We start from the raw sequence: 15,350 nt of genomic DNA on the forward strand, positions 1-15,350 counted from the left end.
GCGCGCACCCTCGTGCGCACCTTGTCGCAGCGCGGCGCAGACTGCGTGCTCGTCTCGGGCGGCTTCCACCAGTTTGCCGATGTCATCGGCGCAGAGCTCGGCTTCGACGCGGTATTCGCCAACCGGCTGGTGATCGAACACGGCCACCTCACCGGGGCACTCGAGGGCGCGATCATCGATGCCGCGCGCAAGGCCGCGATTCTGATCGAGCAGGCGGTGGGCCAGGGACTGGCCGCCGACGCGGTGCTGGCGCTCGGCGACGGCGCGAACGATATCCCGATGCTACAAGCCGCCGGCACCGGTATCGCCTACCACGCCAAACCAGCGGCACGCGCTGCAGCCGATGCGGCCATCGACCACGGCGACTGGACGGTGCTGCTGCATGCGCTGGGCATCGCGCGGGGGGATTGGCGGGATTGAGGGGGGGCAGAGAATGCAACCGCATCATTTCGCCCTGTAGGGGTCTTGCTGATCCGGATCGAATATTATACATCCACGTCGGGATGAACATGGAGGTTCAATGGATCGCTCCCTTGTTCTTTATTGTGCCACAACGCTTGCTTTGGTCGAATCGGCACCTAACCGCTGGCGCAAGCGAAAATCTGTGGCAACAGAAGCGTGCCGCGATCGCTGTAACGCCACATGCCATCGCCGACATGGCGACAGTCACCAGTGATCCGTCTGCTAACACCATCGAGATCAGCACCGAACCGTTCTACAAGCGAGACTTCGGGCCGCTCGGTCTCACGTCCAATGACGAGTATGTCCGTGTGCTGATTGACAAAAAGACGGGTGCGGCAGTTTTTCAAATTTATCTCAAAGCGCAGTATCTGGGCGGCTGGCGGTTCTTGAACCGGGCGAGCTACGATACTGCTGACGGACGAGAAAGGACGCGCACGCAGCTATTGTCTAAACGGGTTGCGCAGTGCAGCCCGTACGGATGTGCGAAGCAGGAAGAGGTGGTTTTTGACATTCCTGAAGCCGTGGTGCGCGCCGCTGCTGCCGAGGCGCGTGCCGGTGTCGATGCGGCGTGGACGTTTCGCGCCTACAACCTGTCGCGGGGCGGCCTGACCACTGGCGTGCTCAAGACCGAACTTGCCGGTGCGCTGATCGCTGCAGAACGGGAATTGGTTAGGCTTGGACAGTCGGGGCCGGACGTTTCAGATACGCGCACCGCCAGCTGAAGTTCGAGCTCTGGCTGACCAGCAGCCAGCATCAGCACATCCCATCACTTTAGCTTTGGACAAAGTCTTGGACGTGCGGACGAATACTGCGCCCACCCCTCAAATCAACTCATCCTCATCCAGCAGCCGATCACTCAACAGCTGCTCGGTGATCTGATCGACCCGTTCCTCGACATCGCCGAAGCGCATCACTTCGGCGATGTGGACCAGTGCGTCGCCCTGGTTGACGACGGGGAGCACGGCGTGGCCGATGATGATGCCGTCGATGGGGGCGCGGACGTCGAGTGGGTCGTAGCCGAAAATGTCGGCGACGCGGCCGATGACATCGCCCTTGTTGACCGCATCGCCCGATTTTTTCTGCAGCGAGCACACGCCGCCGCGCGGGGCACGCACCCACATCGAGCGGGTCGAGCGTGCCGGGATGACGACTTGCGACGCCTCGGGATGCGGCTTGATCATCTTGAGGTGCGCCATCACGTTGAGCACGCCGTTCACCCCGCTGCGGATCGACAACTCGTCAAAGCGCAGCGCCTCGCCCGCCTCCATCAGCAGCATGTCGACCCCGGCCTCGCGCGCAATGTCGCGCAAGCTACCGGGGCGCAGCGGCGATTCGATCACCGCGTGCGCACCGAACACCATCGCGAGTTCGCGCAGGTCGGGCTTGTTCGGCTCGATGCGGATCTGCGGCAGGTTGTAGCGGTGGACGGCGGCAGAATGGATATCGATGCCCAGCGCGCAGTGGCAGATCACCTCGCGCAGGAACTTGTGCGCCAGTTGCCCGGCGAGCGAGCCCTTGGTGCTGCCCGGGAAAGAGCGGTTGAGATCGCGCCGGTCGGGCAGGTAGCGGCTGTGGCTCATGAAACCGAAGATGTTGACCACCGGCATGAACAGCACTGTGCCCGCAAGCGTTGTGGGGTCGAGCTTGGCAAGCAACCGCTGGACGACAGCAGTGCCGATGATCTCATCGCCATGCACTGCGGCGCTGACAAAGATCGCCGGACCCGGCCGCGACCCATGCATCGCGCGCACATACAGGTTGGCAGGGATGCCGGTGGCGGTGTTGCTGACCGCAATCGCAACGGTCTCGCAGGTGCCGGGGGCGATGGTTGTGCCTGCCAGCATGAACGGATGCGGCGCGGATGACGGCGCCTCGAACTGCGTCTGTGCAGGCAGATTGTGTGGCTGATCGGTCATGCTCGCCCCCTTCGCGATGCGGGTCAAAGGGGCCAGCACTTGCACCCCCGCCGCGCAAGGAGTATGGAGTTTCCATGAGGGCCTGCGCAATCGATAATATCGATGCGTAAAACTGTTCCAATGGGTTGCCGTCCGCTTGACAGGGCAGGCGACTCCGCTTATGCGCGTCACTCATTTTCATTGATCTGTGGATACGGCCCTCGCCACGATGTGCGGTGGGTCGGTGTTTTGCGCTCTTTGCCTATGAAGCGATGAGATGGGGTTTTTCGGATTGTCCCGGACCCTGTGGAGCAGGAGAAGTATTAAGTGGCACGTATCGCCGGGGTGAACATCCCCACCAACAAACGCGTTATCATTTCGTTGACCTACATTCACGGCATTGGCCGCACCAAGGCGCTTGAAATCGCCACCAAGCTGGGGATTGACCACAGCCGCCGGGTGCAGGACCTTTCGGACGCAGAAATTCTGCAGATTCGTGAAGCCATCGATGCCGATCACACCGTGGAAGGCGATTTGCGTCGCCAGACCGCGATGAACATCAAGCGGCTGATGGATCTGGCCTGCTATCGCGGACTGCGTCATCGCAAGGGTTTGCCGGTGCGCGGTCAGCGCACCCACACCAATGCGCGCACCCGCAAGGGCAAGGCCAAGCCGATCGCCGGCAAGAAGAAATAAGGACGCCGGGGCGCTTTAACGGCGTCCCGCCCTTGTTCCTTCCTTTCACGCAATCCATCTAGTCAGGATACCATATTATGGCACGCGAACCGCAACGGCTCAAAAAACGCGAGCGAAAGAACATTTCGTCAGGTGTTGCCCATGTCAATGCCAGCTTCAACAACACCATGGTGACCATCACCGATGCCCAGGGCAACGCGATCAGCTGGTCGTCTGCGGGCATGATGGGCTTCAAGGGCAGCCGCAAATCGACGCCCTATGCCGCGCAGGTCTGCGCCGAAGACGCTGGCCGCAAGGCAGCCGAACACGGCGTGCGCACGCTCGAGGTTGAGGTCAAGGGCCCGGGCTCGGGTCGCGAATCAGCACTGCGCGCGCTGCAGGCGGTGGGTTTCACCATCACCTCGATCCGCGATGTGACGCCGATCCCGCACAACGGGGTGCGTCCTTCAAAGCGGCGTCGCGTCTAAACGTCCAGGCGGTCTTTGGGGGCGGATCATCATCCACCCTCCACTTTATCCGGCCAGGGCCCCCATCGCGCATTCCTTGCGTCGCCCTCGCCCAACACTCAGGGGAAGTCCATGACTGTCAACATCAAGAACTGGCAGGAACTGAAAAAGCCGAACGCGCTTGATATCAAGAGCGGCGGTGATCCCAAGCGCAAGGCAACCTTTGTTGCCGAACCTCTGGAGCGCGGCTTTGGCCTTACGCTTGGCAACGCGTTGCGCCGTGTGCTGCTCTCCTCACTGCAGGGCGCGGCGATCACCTCGATCAAGATCGAAAACTCGCTGCACGAGTTTTCCTCGCTTGCCGGGGTGCGCGAAGATGTCACCGATATGGTGCTCAACATCAAGCAGATCGCGCTGAAGATGGAAGGTGAGGGCCCCAAGCGGCTCCAGCTTTCGGTCACAGGGCCAGCAGCCGTCAAAGCGGGGGACATCGCGATGTCGGGCGACATTGAGGTGATGAACAAGGATCTGATCATCTGCCATCTCGATGAAGGCGCGACCCTGAACGTTGAGCTGACCTGCGATACCGGTAAGGGCTATGTGCCTGCGGTTGCCAACCGTCCGGCCGATGCGCCGATCGGTTTGATCCCGGTGGATTCGCTGTTCTCGCCGATCCGTCAGGTGTCTTACAAGGTTGAAAACACCCGCGTCGGGCAGGAGCTGGATTATGACCGGCTGTCGCTGACGCTGGAAACCGATGGCACCGTGACCCCCGAAGATGCCGTGGCCTATGCCGCGCGCATTTTGCAGGATCAGTTGCAGCTGTTCGTTCACTTTGAAGAAACGATGGCCTCGACCGGCGGCAGCGCTGTCAGCCAGAGCGCGCCGGATGAAAGCGACGCCAACCAGATCAACCGCTATCTGCTCAAGAAGGTGGACGAACTGGAGCTTTCGGTGCGCTCGGCCAATTGCCTCAAGAACGACAACATCATCTACATCGGCGATCTGGTCCAGAAGACCGAGGCAGAGATGCTGCGCACGCCCAACTTCGGTCGCAAGTCGCTGAACGAGATCAAGGAAGTGCTGTCCAGCATGGGGCTGCGCCTCGGCATGGACATCCCCGGCTGGCCGCCTGAGAATATCGAAGAAATGGCCAAGAAGCTCGAGCAGGAATTGCTCGGTTAAGCGATTAACCCTCTCCCCTGAAGGGGAGAGGGCTTTTGGGCGACGGCAAAGCCCTGATTTGCCAGGACCGGGGTACCTCATACGGCCCCCTTACGAACGGAGTATACCAACATGCGTCACAGAATTGGCAAGCGTAAGCTGCAGCGCACCAGCTCGCACCGGATCGCGATGCTGCGCAATATGGCGGCATCGCTGATCAAGCACGAACAGATCACCACCACCCTGCCCAAGGCGCGCGAACTGCGGCCTTACGTCGAAAAGCTGATCACGCTGGCCAAGCGCGGTGGGCTTTCCAACCGTCGTCTGGCGATGGCGCGGCTGATGGACGAAACGCAGCTCGCCAAGCTGTTCGATACGCTGGCGACACGTTATGCCGACCGCGACGGCGGCTATACCCGCGTGCTCAAGGCCGGTTTCCGCGCCTCGGACGCAGCGCCGATGGGGGTTATCGAACTGGTTGACCGCGATGTCAGCGCCAAGGGCCAGGATTCCGGTCCGGTCATGAGCGACGAAGACGAATACGCGGGCTGATCGCTGCGCGCGCTACATGTAATTTAAAATAGGGCGGCCTGCGCGAAACAGGCCGCCCTTTTTTCATGCACGCCGCACGTTGGCTCGACAAAGCAGCGCAGCAGAAATGAACCAGAAGCCTGACAGGATGATGGTGAAGATGCCGCCGCGCAGGTCCGTGCCCAGCACACCGGCAAACATGCCGATTGCTGCCTGACCTGTGCCTGCAGCCAGCACCGCATGCGCCAATATGCCCTTGCGGAAGATTTCGGCCAACGCGCCAGCCATTGCGATGACCAGCACACCGCCACACCACAGGTTGACCGGATTGTCTTCATTGCCGATCATGCCGACCGCAAGGTTGCTCCACACCAGCAGCAAACCGGCGAACACCGCGAACGCTGCTCCGGCGCGGGTATAGCCGTTTGGCGACAGGCGCACCGCCAGTTCGATCAGCCCGCCGACGATGGCGAAAATTACCGTGGCGAAGATAAAATCGGTCTCATCCCAGTTGACCTCACGGGTGAACTGCATCGCCACCAATGGGGTCAGCACAAGCGCCAACGCGCTGCCCCAGCCAATAATCCGCCAGAAGTGTTTGCGCGCACCTGAAGTGCGCTCGATTGTAGCTGTCATTGCATTGCCCTTTGTTGTGATTGGAGGCATGAGTGTGCCACCCCTGATGGTGAGCGGCATGAGCGCATCCTGATCTTTCGGTGAAAAATGCAGTTTTCCGGCTTTCGCTTTCACCCGTTTGTGCTCGACGTGCCCAACCGTCGGCTCATTCATGGCGATGCGGCGGTGGACCTCAACAACCGCTATTTTGATGCGCTCGCGCTGCTGGTGAGTGAGGCGGGCAATCTCGTTTCAAAAGATCGATTCATGGAAGAGATCTGGCGCGGTGTGCCGGTGACCGACGAGGCCCTGACGCAGTGCATCCGCACCTTGCGCCGCGTGTTGCAGGATGACGCCAGCCGCCCTCGCTTCATCGAAACGGTGCCCAAGCACGGCTACCGCTTTATCGCCTCAGTTGAGCAGGTTGAATTAGGCAGCGCGACGGCGACGCCAAAAGCTCTGACATTTGACTGGCGGCGTTTCTTTGCGCTTACCGGGGCCGGGATTGTGGGCGGCGGCGTCGCAGGGCTGATCGGCGGGCTAATTTATGGCTTTTTGGGCGCTACTCAGGTTGGTGCTAGCGGCGGATCGATCGTGCTGGTGCTCACCGCGATAACCGTGCTGATTGCGCTGGTCGGCGCATCAGGGGTGAGCCTTGGCATTGCGGCGGCGTCGGTTCGCGGCGGCGGTTGGCACATGTTTGTAGCGGGCGGGGCCTTTGGTGGTTTGGTCGTGGGCGGATTGGCCAAGCTGCTGGGCAGCGATGCTTTTGCGCTGCTGCTCGGCCAATCGCCCGGCAACATTACCGGCGCTCTGGAAGGCGCAATGCTGGGCGGTGCAGCCGGGCTCGGTGTGTGGCTGGGCAGGCGGGGCGATATGCGACGGATATGGCCTGCCGCACTGATCGGCGCGCTTGCAGGCGCACTGATCGTAATTCTGGGCGGGCGGCTCCTGGGTGGCAGCCTCAGCCTGTTGACCGAAGTCTACCCGCAATCGCGACTGCGTCCCGACCAGATCGGTGCGATGCTGGGCGAACATGGTTTTGGCCCCCTCGCGCAGGTCGTCACCGGCAGCATCGAGGCGCTGCTGTTTACGGTGGGTGTTGCCTTCGCGATGTGCACCGCGCATCGCCAGATGGAGAATACGTGATTGACGGTCATGCATTGCCATTCGGAGCACAAATGCTACGTTCACGTCCATATTTCTATCGTTCATTCAACACCATAAACCAAGAGGATCACCCATGCGCCACCGCGCCATCTTTATCGCCTTGCTGGGAACTGCCGCTATGAGCCTCGCCACGCCGCTCGCCGCCGAAACCGGTGACATCACCTATCCCGTCACGCAGAGCGAAACGGTGGTTGAGGAACAGTTCGGTGTGAAGGTCGCAGACCCTTATCGCTGGCTGGAAAACGATGTGCGCGTCGACCCCAAGGTCGCGGCCTGGGTCGAAGCGCAGAACAAGGTCACCGACGGCTTTCTTGAAACGCTCGATGGCCGCGATGCGCTCGCCAAGCGGATGCGCGAACTGTTCGATTATGAGCGCTTCGGCGTGCCTAAGCAAAAAGGCGGGCGCTATTTCTACACGCGCAACGATGGTCTGCAGAACCAGTCGGTGTTGTATGTGCGCGACAGCATCGATGGCACGGGCCGGGTGCTGATTGACCCCAATGGCTGGGCCGCCGACGGCGCGACCGCACTCGATGCCTGGGTGCCGAGCAAGGATGGCACCAAGCTGATCTATTCGGTGCAGGATGGCGGCAGCGACTGGCGCACGGTCAAGGTGCTCGATGTCGCCACCGGCCAGATGATGACTGACGAGGTCAAATGGGTGAAATTCTCCGCGCTGGAATGGGACAAGGGCGGCAAGGGCTTTTTCTACTCGCGCTTCCCTGAGCCCGAGGAAGGCGCGGCGTTCCAGTCGCTCAACAAAAACCAGGCAGTTTACTACCACCGACTCGGCTCGCCACAGAGCGAGGACAATCTGATTTATGCGACCCCTGACCAGCCCGACCACAACCATGTCGCGCAAGTGTCGGACGACGGCAGCTTCCTGCTCGTCACGTCCTCGTCGGGCACCGATGAGCGCTACCGGCTGACGCTGATCGGGCTGGACGATGCGCGCGCCAACAAGGTGCTGGTGCCCGAACTGAAAAATGACTGGCAGATGATCGGCATGGCCGGCGGGCGCATCTATTTTGCGACCAACAAGGATGCCCCGCGGCTGCGCATCGTCTCAATGGCGACTGATGGCGATGAAAATGCGCTGACCGAGGTGGTGCCCGAGGGCGAGGCTGTGGTCGCCGGGGCGTCGATCTTGGGCAACACGCTGCTGGTCAACTATCTGCAGGACGCACGCAATGTGGTGAAGCGCTTTGACCTCACGGGCAAGCCGCTGGGTGATCTGGCGCTTCCCGGCATCGGCTCGGTCGGCGGCTTCGATGGCGACAAGGACACGACCGAAACATTCTTCGCGTTCGCCAGCTTCAACCGCCCGACCACGATCTACCGCTATGATGTCGCCAGCAACGCGACCAGCGCATGGGCCGAGCCCAAGCTGGCGTTCAACCCGGACGATTACAGCGTCGAACAGCGCTTTTTCGCGAGCAAGGATGGCACCAAGGTGCCGATGTTCATCGTCAAGAAGAAGACGGTGACCGGCCCCGCGCCAACGCTGCTTTATGGTTATGGCGGCTTCAACATCTCGCTGACCCCCGGTTTTTCGGCCACCCGTCAGGCGTGGCTGGAACAGGGCGGCGTCTATGTGCAGGCGAACCTGCGCGGCGGCGGCGAATACGGCAAGGCGTGGCATGATGCCGGACGGCTGGCCAACAAACAGAATGTGTTCGATGATTTCATCGCGGCGGGCGAATATCTGATCGCGCAAGGGATTACCGGCAAGGACCAGCTCGCCATCGAGGGGCGCTCCAACGGCGGCTTGCTGGTCGGTGCGGTGGTCAACCAGCGGCCTGACCTGTTCAGCGCCGCCCATGCCGCGGTGGGCGTGATGGACATGCTGCGCTTTGATCGCTTCACGGCGGGGCGCTATTGGGTTGACGATTATGGTTATCCGAACAAGGCGGACGACTTCAAAACGTTGCTTGGCTATTCGCCCTATCACAACATCAAGCAAGCCGATTATCCGGCGGTGATGGTCTCAACCGCCGATACTGACGACCGCGTTGTGCCCGGCCACAGCTTCAAATACACCGCCAGGCTGCAGGCGGCCAATGCAGGCGACAAACCGCACCTGATCCGCATCGAAACCCGCGCGGGGCACGGATCGGGCAAGCCGACCGACAAGGTGATCGAGGAGTTTTCAGATATCTACGCATTCCTGGCGCATTTCACGGGGCTTGAGATCGCGGGGGATTGAGGGCGCTGCAGCAACGTCCTGTTCTCCGGCGAAAGCCGGAGTCCAGAGGCGGGGTTGCGATGCAGCCGCTCTGGTCCGGCGTTCGCCGGAATACGGGTGGTGTTCGTACGATTGCCAATCATCGGCCACAATTTCCGTCATGCTGAACTAGTTTCAGCATCCATCGTGCGTCTTGGCTAAGGTCTAGCGAGACGAGAAATGGACCCTGAAACGAGTTCAGGGTGACGGAGTAATGGTGGGTTGGCGGTTTTGTGGTCCTAACCAGAAAGCTGTTGCCTATCAGTTTGCTTTTGATATCCCTCATCCATCGGGGTCAGGCAAACCCCCGGTCAGGCGCACGCGCAGCCCCAAGTTTGCCATAGCAAGCTGCGGTTGACGCAGCGCATTAGGCTATGGGGCAAATGACCAGCACTCAACCGACATTGTATGACCTCATCCGCGTATTCTGGCGCATCGGTTTGCTCAGCTTCGGCGGCCCGGCCGGGCAGATCGCGCTGATGCACAGCGAAATGGTTGACCGGCACAAATGGGTGGACGAGCAGCAATTCCTGCACGCGCTTAATTTTTGCCATCTGCTGCCGGGGCCGGAGGCGCAGCAGTTGGCGACCTATATTGGTTGGCGGCTGCACGGGGTGAAGGGCGGGCTGGTGGCGGGGCTGCTGTTCCTGATTCCCGGTGTGGCGGTCATCCTATCCCTGTCGGTGCTGTATGCCTATGCTGCCGGGCTCGACTGGTTTGCTGCGATCTTTCTGGGCATAAAGGCGGCAGTGCTCGCGGTGGTGTTGCAGGCACTGATCCGCATTGCGGGGCGCGCGCTCGACACACGTTTTAAGCAAGCGCTCGCGGTGCTGGCATTTGTCGCGCTGTTTTTTCTTGACCTGCCGTTTCCGCTGGTGGTGCTGGCGGCTGGACTGGCCGGGTTTGGCGCTGCCAGCCTGCGCCCGGACTGGTTGAACCTGAAAGCCGCAACTGAATCCGCACCGGCGGGCGCGGCGCCGTCGATTTTGGGCACCGTGCGCACCGTGGGCGTGTGGGCAATGGTGTGGGCCTTGCCGCTCGGCATCGTCTGGGCACTGTTCGGGCCGGATCATGTGCTGATGGACATCGGCCTGTTCTTCTCCCAGCTGGCCATCGTCACGTTTGGCGGCGCTTATGCGGTGCTGGCCTATATGGCACAGGAGGCGGTGCAGGGCTTCGGTTGGCTGAACGCTGGCGAGATGGCCGATGGGCTGGGCATGGCCGAGACGACGCCGGGACCGCTTATTCTGGTCACGCAGTTTGTCGGCTTTTTGGCCGCCTATCGCGATGCTGCGCCGTTTACGCCCTTGTTGGCCGGGATTATCGGCGCGTTATTGACCATCTGGGTCACCTTCGCGCCGTGCTTTTTGTGGATTTTCACCTTCGCGCCATGGATCGACCGGCTGCAGAGCGCCCGGCGGCTGAAGGGCGCGCTGGCCGCAATCACTGCTGCGGTGGTTGGTGTTATCGCCAACCTGAGCCTCTGGTTTGCGCTCCATGTGGTATTTGCCGATGTGGGTGAGCGCCGATTTGGACCGCTGCGCCTTTACTGGCCCGATCCCGGAACGCTCGACTGGCTGACGCTGGGGCTGGCGCTGATGTCGGGGCTCGTTCTGCTGGTGCTGAAGCGCTCTGTGCTTGAGACATTGTTGCTGGGCGCCACTCTGGGTCTGGCTGCGATTGCGTTCATGTAAATCGCAGAATTTCTGAACAAATGCTGTCAGCCCAGTTCAGCCTCCCATCAGCGCCGAGTCGCTATCTCTTGTGTGTAGTCGCCGGATTGGGTCCGGCACAGGAACCAGGAGGACGATACGATGGCTTTTGGAAAATTAATATTGGGGATCGCAGCCTTTGGCTCTGCGGCCCTGTTCGCCACTCCGGCTGAGGCGCAGTATTGGGGCGGAGGCCCCGGCTATGGCCGCGATGGCCCCGCCCAGGCGGTGAACCGTTGCACCCGCGCCGCGCAGGCAGACCTGCGCCGCTGGGGTCGGTTTGGTCAGGTCACCGACATTCGCCGCGTGAGAGACACACGTTTTGGTTATCGCGTGCGCGGACGGGTCGTGGTGGAAGAACCGCGCGGTTTTCGCACCAGAGTTATCCGGGGCAGTTTCGATTGCTTCGTCAATCGGGGCAGGGTGCGTGATCTGCGTTTCAGCGGTCTCGGCAATTTCCGCTAAGATGTGAATCGCACACCATGCAACGGGGCGGTTCAGCGTGGCGACAGGCTGAACCGTCTACCGAAAAATCAACGATCCGTCAGCTTGCCTGCGCGCGTTCGATACGAAAGGAAACATCCATGTTGAAAGCTTTGACAGGTCTGGGCGCGGCGGGTGCCATGCTGGCAACGGGGTTTATGACCCCGGCAATCGCTGCCCCCATCGCCATGAATGTCGAAACAGGGCACGGCTTTGCATCGCTTGACGACCTGCCGCTTGCCGATCTTGGCTGGACGCAGGGTGACGAGACTGCAAGCCAGTGGCGGCGCGGTTATCGCGGCTGGCGGGGCAATCGCGGCTGGCGAGGCAATCGTGGCATCAGCGGCGGTGATATTCTCGCCGGGGCGCTGATCATCGGTGGTATCGCAGCCGTCGCCAGCGCCGCGAGCAACAACGCCCGGCGCGGCCCCAACAACCGCTACAGCTATAACGACGATGTCCGCTCGGCCTCCAATCAGTGCGGGACGGCAGCAGCGGCTCAGTCTGGCTTTGGCGCGCGCGTTGAGCGGATCGACAATGTCGTGCGCGACGGTGCGGGTTGGCGGGTCGAAGGCCTGGTCGGCTCACGCGGTGGCGGCGTTGACAGCTTCACGTGTGGCATCACATATGGCCAGATCGATTATGTCCAGTTCAACCGCGCCAATGGTCGCTTTGGCTCGGGCGTTGGTGGGGTTGGTGGGCCAGATTACGGTCAGGCTGACCCAAATTATGTGCCCCCGCAGGATTATGGCGATGATACCTGGCGGAGCGGCGAGAGTGGCTGGCCCGAGTGACTTAGCCCACAGTTAGCCGCAGCCGCGCATCCTTCGCGATGCTATGCTGCGGTACCAGCTCCTGCGGTGCGCTTATGCCCCTTCGCGCACCGCAGGGGTTATTTTAATGGGCAGGCGGTTCTCCACCGCGATAGACCGGCAGCCCCAGTTTATAATGGATTGCGGCACCTCGCAGCACAAAGCCCGCAGCCGCGCCGATAATCGCGGCATATTGCATCTCAACACCAGTCAAACGCAGCCCGACATACAGGCCCGAAGCCAGCGCGGCAGCGGTGACGTAGAGTTCGGGGCGCAGGATGATCGACGGCTCGCCCGCCAACACATCGCGGATGATGCCGCCCACGCACGCGGTAATGACGCCCATCATCGCGGCGGGCAGCGGGTCGACGCCATATTGCATCGCTTTGGCCGCGCCGAACACGCCATAAGCGGCGAGCCCCGCAGCATCGAACCACGCCAGCCAAGATGCGTTGGGTGTGTCCCCCTGCCACCAGCGTTGCGGTGTGACCCACAGCAGCAGCGATACCGCCAGCACCACCACCAGCACGTTTGAACTGACGATCCAGAAAACCGGTGCGCCGATCAACAGATCGCGCACCGTGCCGCCGCCAACCCCTGTGACCAATGCGAAAAATGTGAAGGTGACAAATGTCTGCCGCTTCGCCGCCGCCGCCAGCGCCCCGGATGCGGCAAACACCGCGATCCCGAACATGTCGAGCGCGCCAAGGATCATGCCAAGGTCGATGGCGGTGGGCAGTGGGCTGGCCATGGGGAGGCCTTAGAGGAAGCGAGCAACGACTTCACGCGCGATCTGCTCTCTTCCCTTCACAGGAGAGAGGCGAGACTTGGCAGCTTGCTGCCTAGTCGCAGCAGTGAGGGTGATGGTGCGGCTGGGTGCGACTTGGCAGCACCACTACCTTCGCTCAATTCGGAGAGATCACCCCCACCCAAGCCTCCCCCATCAAGGGGGAGGGCTTTTGAGGGTGCGCCCTTGAGTGCCATCAAATATGGATTGGCTTACCCTGCACCGCCATCGCTGCTTCCTTCAACGCTTCGCTGTGCGTCGGGTGGGCGTGGCAGGTATAGGCGATGTCCTCGCTGGTGCCGCCAAACTCCATCGCCTGCGCCGCCTGCGCGATCCTTGTGCCGCCAAGCGATGCGATGATCCACACGCCGAGCACGCGATCGGTCTTGGCGTCGGCGATCACCTTGACCAGGCCTTCGCCTTCAAGGTTGGACTTGGCGCGCGAATTGGCCATCATCGGGAATTTGCCGACCTTGATCTCGCCGCGCTCTTTCGCCTGCTCTTCGGTCAGCCCCACGCCTGCGATTTCGGGCATGGTGTAGACGACGCTCGGGATGATGTCGTGATTGACGATGCCGGTCAGGCCCGCGATGTTTTCCGCCACCGCAATGCCTTCGTCCTCGGCCTTGTGCGCCAGCATCGGGCCGGGAACGACATCGCCGATGGCCCATATGCCGGAGACGCCCGTCCGGAAATCATGGTCGATCTCGATCTGGCCGCGACCGTTGACGGTGAGTCCCGCCTTGTCGAGCGCAAGCCCGTCGGTATTGGGCCTACGGCCGATCGAGACCAGCACGACATCGGCCTCAATGGTCTCGGCATCGCCGCCCGCTGAAGGCTCAACGCTGAGCAGCGCCTTCTTGCCCTTGACCGTCGCACCGGTGACCTTGGTCGAAAGCCGGAACTCGATGCCCTGCTTCTTGAACACCTTGAGCGATTCCTTGCGGATTTCGCCGTCCATGCCGGGCAGGATCATGTCGAGATATTCGACCACCGTCACCTTGGCACCCAGCCGCTTCCACACGCTGCCGAGTTCCAGCCCGATCACGCCGCCACCGATGACGACCATGTGGCCCGGCACCTTGGCCAGTTCCAGCGCGCCGGTCGAATCGACAATGATCTGCTTATCATTGTCGACCGTAATGCCGGGCAGCGGGGTAACCGACGAACCGGTGGCGATGACGATATTCTTGGCGCGATAGGCCTTGCCCTCCACGTCAATGGTATCGGTGCCGGTGAACGCGGCATGGCCCTTGATCCAGGTGACCTTGTTCTTCTTGAACAGATATTCGATGCCGCCGGTGAGGCCCTTCACCGCGTCGCGGCGCTGCGCGTGCATCGTTTCAAGATCCAGCGTCACCGAACCCTTGATGCCCAGCTTGGCAAGCTTGCCGCTGGCCGCTTCCTCGAACAGTTCGGACGCATGCAGCATAGCCTTCGACGGGATGCAGCCGACGTTGAGGCAGGTTCCGCCCAAGGTCGCGCGGCTTTCCACGCACGCGGTGCTCAGCCCCAGCTGCGCCGCGCGGATCGCCGCGACATAACCGCCGGGACCGGAACCGATCACCAGAACGTCGAAATCATAGTCAGCCATCTTTAAACTCCAATGCGCTCCATCAAGTGGTGCACGAACCTCACAAATCAATCAGCAGCCGCGTCGGGTCCTCGATCGCTTCCTTGATCCGCACCAGGAAGGTCACCGCCTCGCGGCCATCGATCAGGCGGTGGTCGTAGCTCAGCGCAAGGTACATCATCGGCCGTGCCTTGATCTCGCCGCCCGGCATCACGACCGGGCGCTGGTCGATGCGGTGGAGGCCCAGCACCGCACTCTGCGGGGGGTTGATGATCGGGGTGGACATCAATGATCCGAACACGCCGCCGTTGGAGATCGTGAACGTGCCGCCCATCATCTCGTCCATTTTCAGCGTGCCATCCTTGGCGCGCTTGCCGAAATCGCCGATGGTCCTTTCGATGTCGGCGAACGACAGCGTTTCGGCGTTGCGGATCACCGGTACGACCAGACCTCCCGGCGCGCTGACCGCGACCGAGATATCGGCGTAATTGTGGTAGACGATCTCGTCGCCCTCAATTTGCGCGTTGACCGAGGGCACGTCCTTGAGTGCGAGCACCGCTGCCTTGGCGAAAAAGCCCATGAAGCCCAAACGCACACCGTGCTTCTTCTCGAACAGGTCTTTGTACTTGGCGCGCGCCTCGATCACCGCAGTCATGTCGACATCGTTGAACGTCGTCAGCATCGCGGCGGTGTCCTGCGCCTCTTTCAGGCGGCGCGCGATGGTCTGGCGGATGCGGGTCATGCGCACGCGCTCGGTCTCGCGGCCAGCGCTGCTGCTGG

The 15,350-nt window shown here is 61.7% G+C and carries 16 protein-coding genes; 11 read left to right on the forward strand and 5 right to left on the reverse strand.

The window, feature by feature from the left end:
- A partial coding sequence (locus ACEW8G_RS00900) for an HAD-IB family phosphatase (protein ID WP_373486568.1) occupies positions 1-420 on the forward strand: 420 nt, incomplete at its 5' end.
- A 113-nt stretch (positions 421-533) separates the two neighbouring features.
- The gene (locus ACEW8G_RS00905; protein ID WP_373486569.1) at positions 534-1,184 is read left to right on the forward strand and encodes a hypothetical protein; all 651 of its coding nucleotides are present in this window, start codon (positions 534-536) and stop codon (positions 1,182-1,184) included.
- A gap of 99 nt (positions 1,185-1,283) precedes the next feature.
- On the opposite strand, the gene ACEW8G_RS00910 is transcribed toward ACEW8G_RS00905, so the two are convergent.
- Positions 1,284-2,378 (reverse strand): succinylglutamate desuccinylase/aspartoacylase family protein, encoded by a 1,095-nt coding sequence (locus ACEW8G_RS00910; protein ID WP_373486570.1) that lies wholly within the window; start codon positions 2,376-2,378, stop codon positions 1,284-1,286.
- A 306-nt stretch (positions 2,379-2,684) separates the two neighbouring features.
- Between ACEW8G_RS00910 and rpsM the strand changes: the two genes are divergently transcribed.
- From rpsM to rplQ, 4 genes are all read left to right on the forward strand, one after another.
- The gene (gene rpsM, locus ACEW8G_RS00915; RefSeq protein ID WP_373486571.1) at positions 2,685-3,053 is read left to right on the forward strand and encodes a 30S ribosomal protein S13; all 369 of its coding nucleotides are present in this window, start codon (positions 2,685-2,687) and stop codon (positions 3,051-3,053) included.
- Between the two features lie 77 nt (positions 3,054-3,130).
- Positions 3,131-3,520, forward strand: a complete 390-nt coding sequence (gene rpsK, locus ACEW8G_RS00920) for a 30S ribosomal protein S11 (protein ID WP_373486572.1) — start codon at positions 3,131-3,133, stop codon at positions 3,518-3,520.
- Between the two features lie 111 nt (positions 3,521-3,631).
- Positions 3,632-4,684 carry a DNA-directed RNA polymerase subunit alpha gene (locus tag ACEW8G_RS00925; RefSeq protein WP_373486573.1) on the forward strand — a complete coding sequence of 351 codons (1,053 nt, stop codon included), beginning with the start codon at positions 3,632-3,634 and terminating at the stop codon, positions 4,682-4,684.
- Positions 4,685-4,795: 111 nt separating this feature from the next.
- On the forward strand, positions 4,796-5,215 hold the full coding sequence (gene rplQ / locus ACEW8G_RS00930) for a 50S ribosomal protein L17 (RefSeq protein WP_373486574.1): 420 nt from the start codon (positions 4,796-4,798) through the stop codon (positions 5,213-5,215).
- A 63-nt stretch (positions 5,216-5,278) separates the two neighbouring features.
- Here rplQ and ACEW8G_RS00935 read toward each other — a convergent pair whose 3' ends face one another.
- The gene (locus tag ACEW8G_RS00935) at positions 5,279-5,830 is read right to left on the reverse strand and encodes a hypothetical protein (protein ID WP_373486575.1); all 552 of its coding nucleotides are present in this window, start codon (positions 5,828-5,830) and stop codon (positions 5,279-5,281) included.
- An 87-nt stretch (positions 5,831-5,917) separates the two neighbouring features.
- Between ACEW8G_RS00935 and ACEW8G_RS00940 the strand changes: the two genes are divergently transcribed.
- The 5 genes from ACEW8G_RS00940 (at position 5,918) to ACEW8G_RS00960 (ending at position 12,192) form a co-directional block, all read left to right on the forward strand.
- Complete coding sequence (locus ACEW8G_RS00940) at positions 5,918-6,958, forward strand: transcriptional regulator (protein WP_373486576.1); 1,041 nt, start codon at positions 5,918-5,920, stop codon at positions 6,956-6,958.
- A 94-nt stretch (positions 6,959-7,052) separates the two neighbouring features.
- The gene (locus ACEW8G_RS00945; protein WP_373486577.1) at positions 7,053-9,185 is read left to right on the forward strand and encodes a prolyl oligopeptidase family protein; all 2,133 of its coding nucleotides are present in this window, start codon (positions 7,053-7,055) and stop codon (positions 9,183-9,185) included.
- Between the two features lie 401 nt (positions 9,186-9,586).
- Entirely contained in the window at positions 9,587-10,897 is a 1,311-nt protein-coding gene (chrA, locus tag ACEW8G_RS00950; RefSeq protein ID WP_373486578.1) for a chromate efflux transporter, read from the forward strand.
- A gap of 120 nt (positions 10,898-11,017) precedes the next feature.
- Positions 11,018-11,380, forward strand: coding sequence for a hypothetical protein (locus ACEW8G_RS00955; RefSeq protein ID WP_373486579.1), 363 nt, complete (start codon positions 11,018-11,020; stop codon positions 11,378-11,380).
- 119 nt (positions 11,381-11,499) lie between these two features.
- Positions 11,500-12,192, forward strand: a complete 693-nt coding sequence (locus ACEW8G_RS00960) for a hypothetical protein (RefSeq protein WP_373486580.1) — start codon at positions 11,500-11,502, stop codon at positions 12,190-12,192.
- Positions 12,193-12,295: 103 nt separating this feature from the next.
- Here ACEW8G_RS00960 and ACEW8G_RS00965 read toward each other — a convergent pair whose 3' ends face one another.
- The 3 genes from ACEW8G_RS00965 to sucB form a co-directional block, all read right to left on the reverse strand.
- Entirely contained in the window at positions 12,296-12,961 is a 666-nt protein-coding gene (locus tag ACEW8G_RS00965; RefSeq protein WP_373486581.1) for a trimeric intracellular cation channel family protein, read from the reverse strand.
- 232 nt (positions 12,962-13,193) lie between these two features.
- Positions 13,194-14,591, reverse strand: a complete 1,398-nt coding sequence (lpdA, locus tag ACEW8G_RS00970) for a dihydrolipoyl dehydrogenase (protein ID WP_373486582.1) — start codon at positions 14,589-14,591, stop codon at positions 13,194-13,196.
- A 40-nt stretch (positions 14,592-14,631) separates the two neighbouring features.
- The coding region (sucB, locus tag ACEW8G_RS00975) for a dihydrolipoyllysine-residue succinyltransferase (RefSeq protein ID WP_373486583.1) at positions 14,632-15,350 on the reverse strand (719 nt) is incomplete at its 5' end.

This window comes from Blastomonas sp. (assembly GCF_041747255.1).
Lineage (GTDB): Bacteria > Pseudomonadota > Alphaproteobacteria > Sphingomonadales > Sphingomonadaceae > Blastomonas.

Excerpts from the sequence above, each read along its gene's own strand:
- ACEW8G_RS00910 (WP_373486570.1), bottom strand. The coding sequence starts at position 2,378 with ATGACCGATCAGCCACACAATCTGCCTGCACAGACGCAGTTCGAGGCG.
- rpsK (WP_373486572.1), top strand. The coding sequence starts at position 3,131 with ATGGCACGCGAACCGCAACGGCTCAAAAAACGCGAGCGAAAGAACATT.
- ACEW8G_RS00925 (WP_373486573.1), top strand. The coding sequence starts at position 3,632 with ATGACTGTCAACATCAAGAACTGGCAGGAACTGAAAAAGCCGAACGCG.
- rplQ (WP_373486574.1), top strand. The coding sequence starts at position 4,796 with ATGCGTCACAGAATTGGCAAGCGTAAGCTGCAGCGCACCAGCTCGCAC.
- ACEW8G_RS00935 (WP_373486575.1), bottom strand. The coding sequence starts at position 5,830 with ATGACAGCTACAATCGAGCGCACTTCAGGTGCGCGCAAACACTTCTGG.
- ACEW8G_RS00940 (WP_373486576.1), top strand. The coding sequence starts at position 5,918 with ATGCAGTTTTCCGGCTTTCGCTTTCACCCGTTTGTGCTCGACGTGCCC.
- ACEW8G_RS00945 (WP_373486577.1), top strand. The coding sequence starts at position 7,053 with ATGCGCCACCGCGCCATCTTTATCGCCTTGCTGGGAACTGCCGCTATG.
- chrA (WP_373486578.1), top strand. The coding sequence starts at position 9,587 with ATGACCAGCACTCAACCGACATTGTATGACCTCATCCGCGTATTCTGG.
- ACEW8G_RS00955 (WP_373486579.1), top strand. The coding sequence starts at position 11,018 with ATGGCTTTTGGAAAATTAATATTGGGGATCGCAGCCTTTGGCTCTGCG.
- ACEW8G_RS00960 (WP_373486580.1), top strand. The coding sequence starts at position 11,500 with ATGTTGAAAGCTTTGACAGGTCTGGGCGCGGCGGGTGCCATGCTGGCA.
- ACEW8G_RS00965 (WP_373486581.1), bottom strand. The coding sequence starts at position 12,961 with ATGGCCAGCCCACTGCCCACCGCCATCGACCTTGGCATGATCCTTGGC.
- lpdA (WP_373486582.1), bottom strand. The coding sequence starts at position 14,591 with ATGGCTGACTATGATTTCGACGTTCTGGTGATCGGTTCCGGTCCCGGC.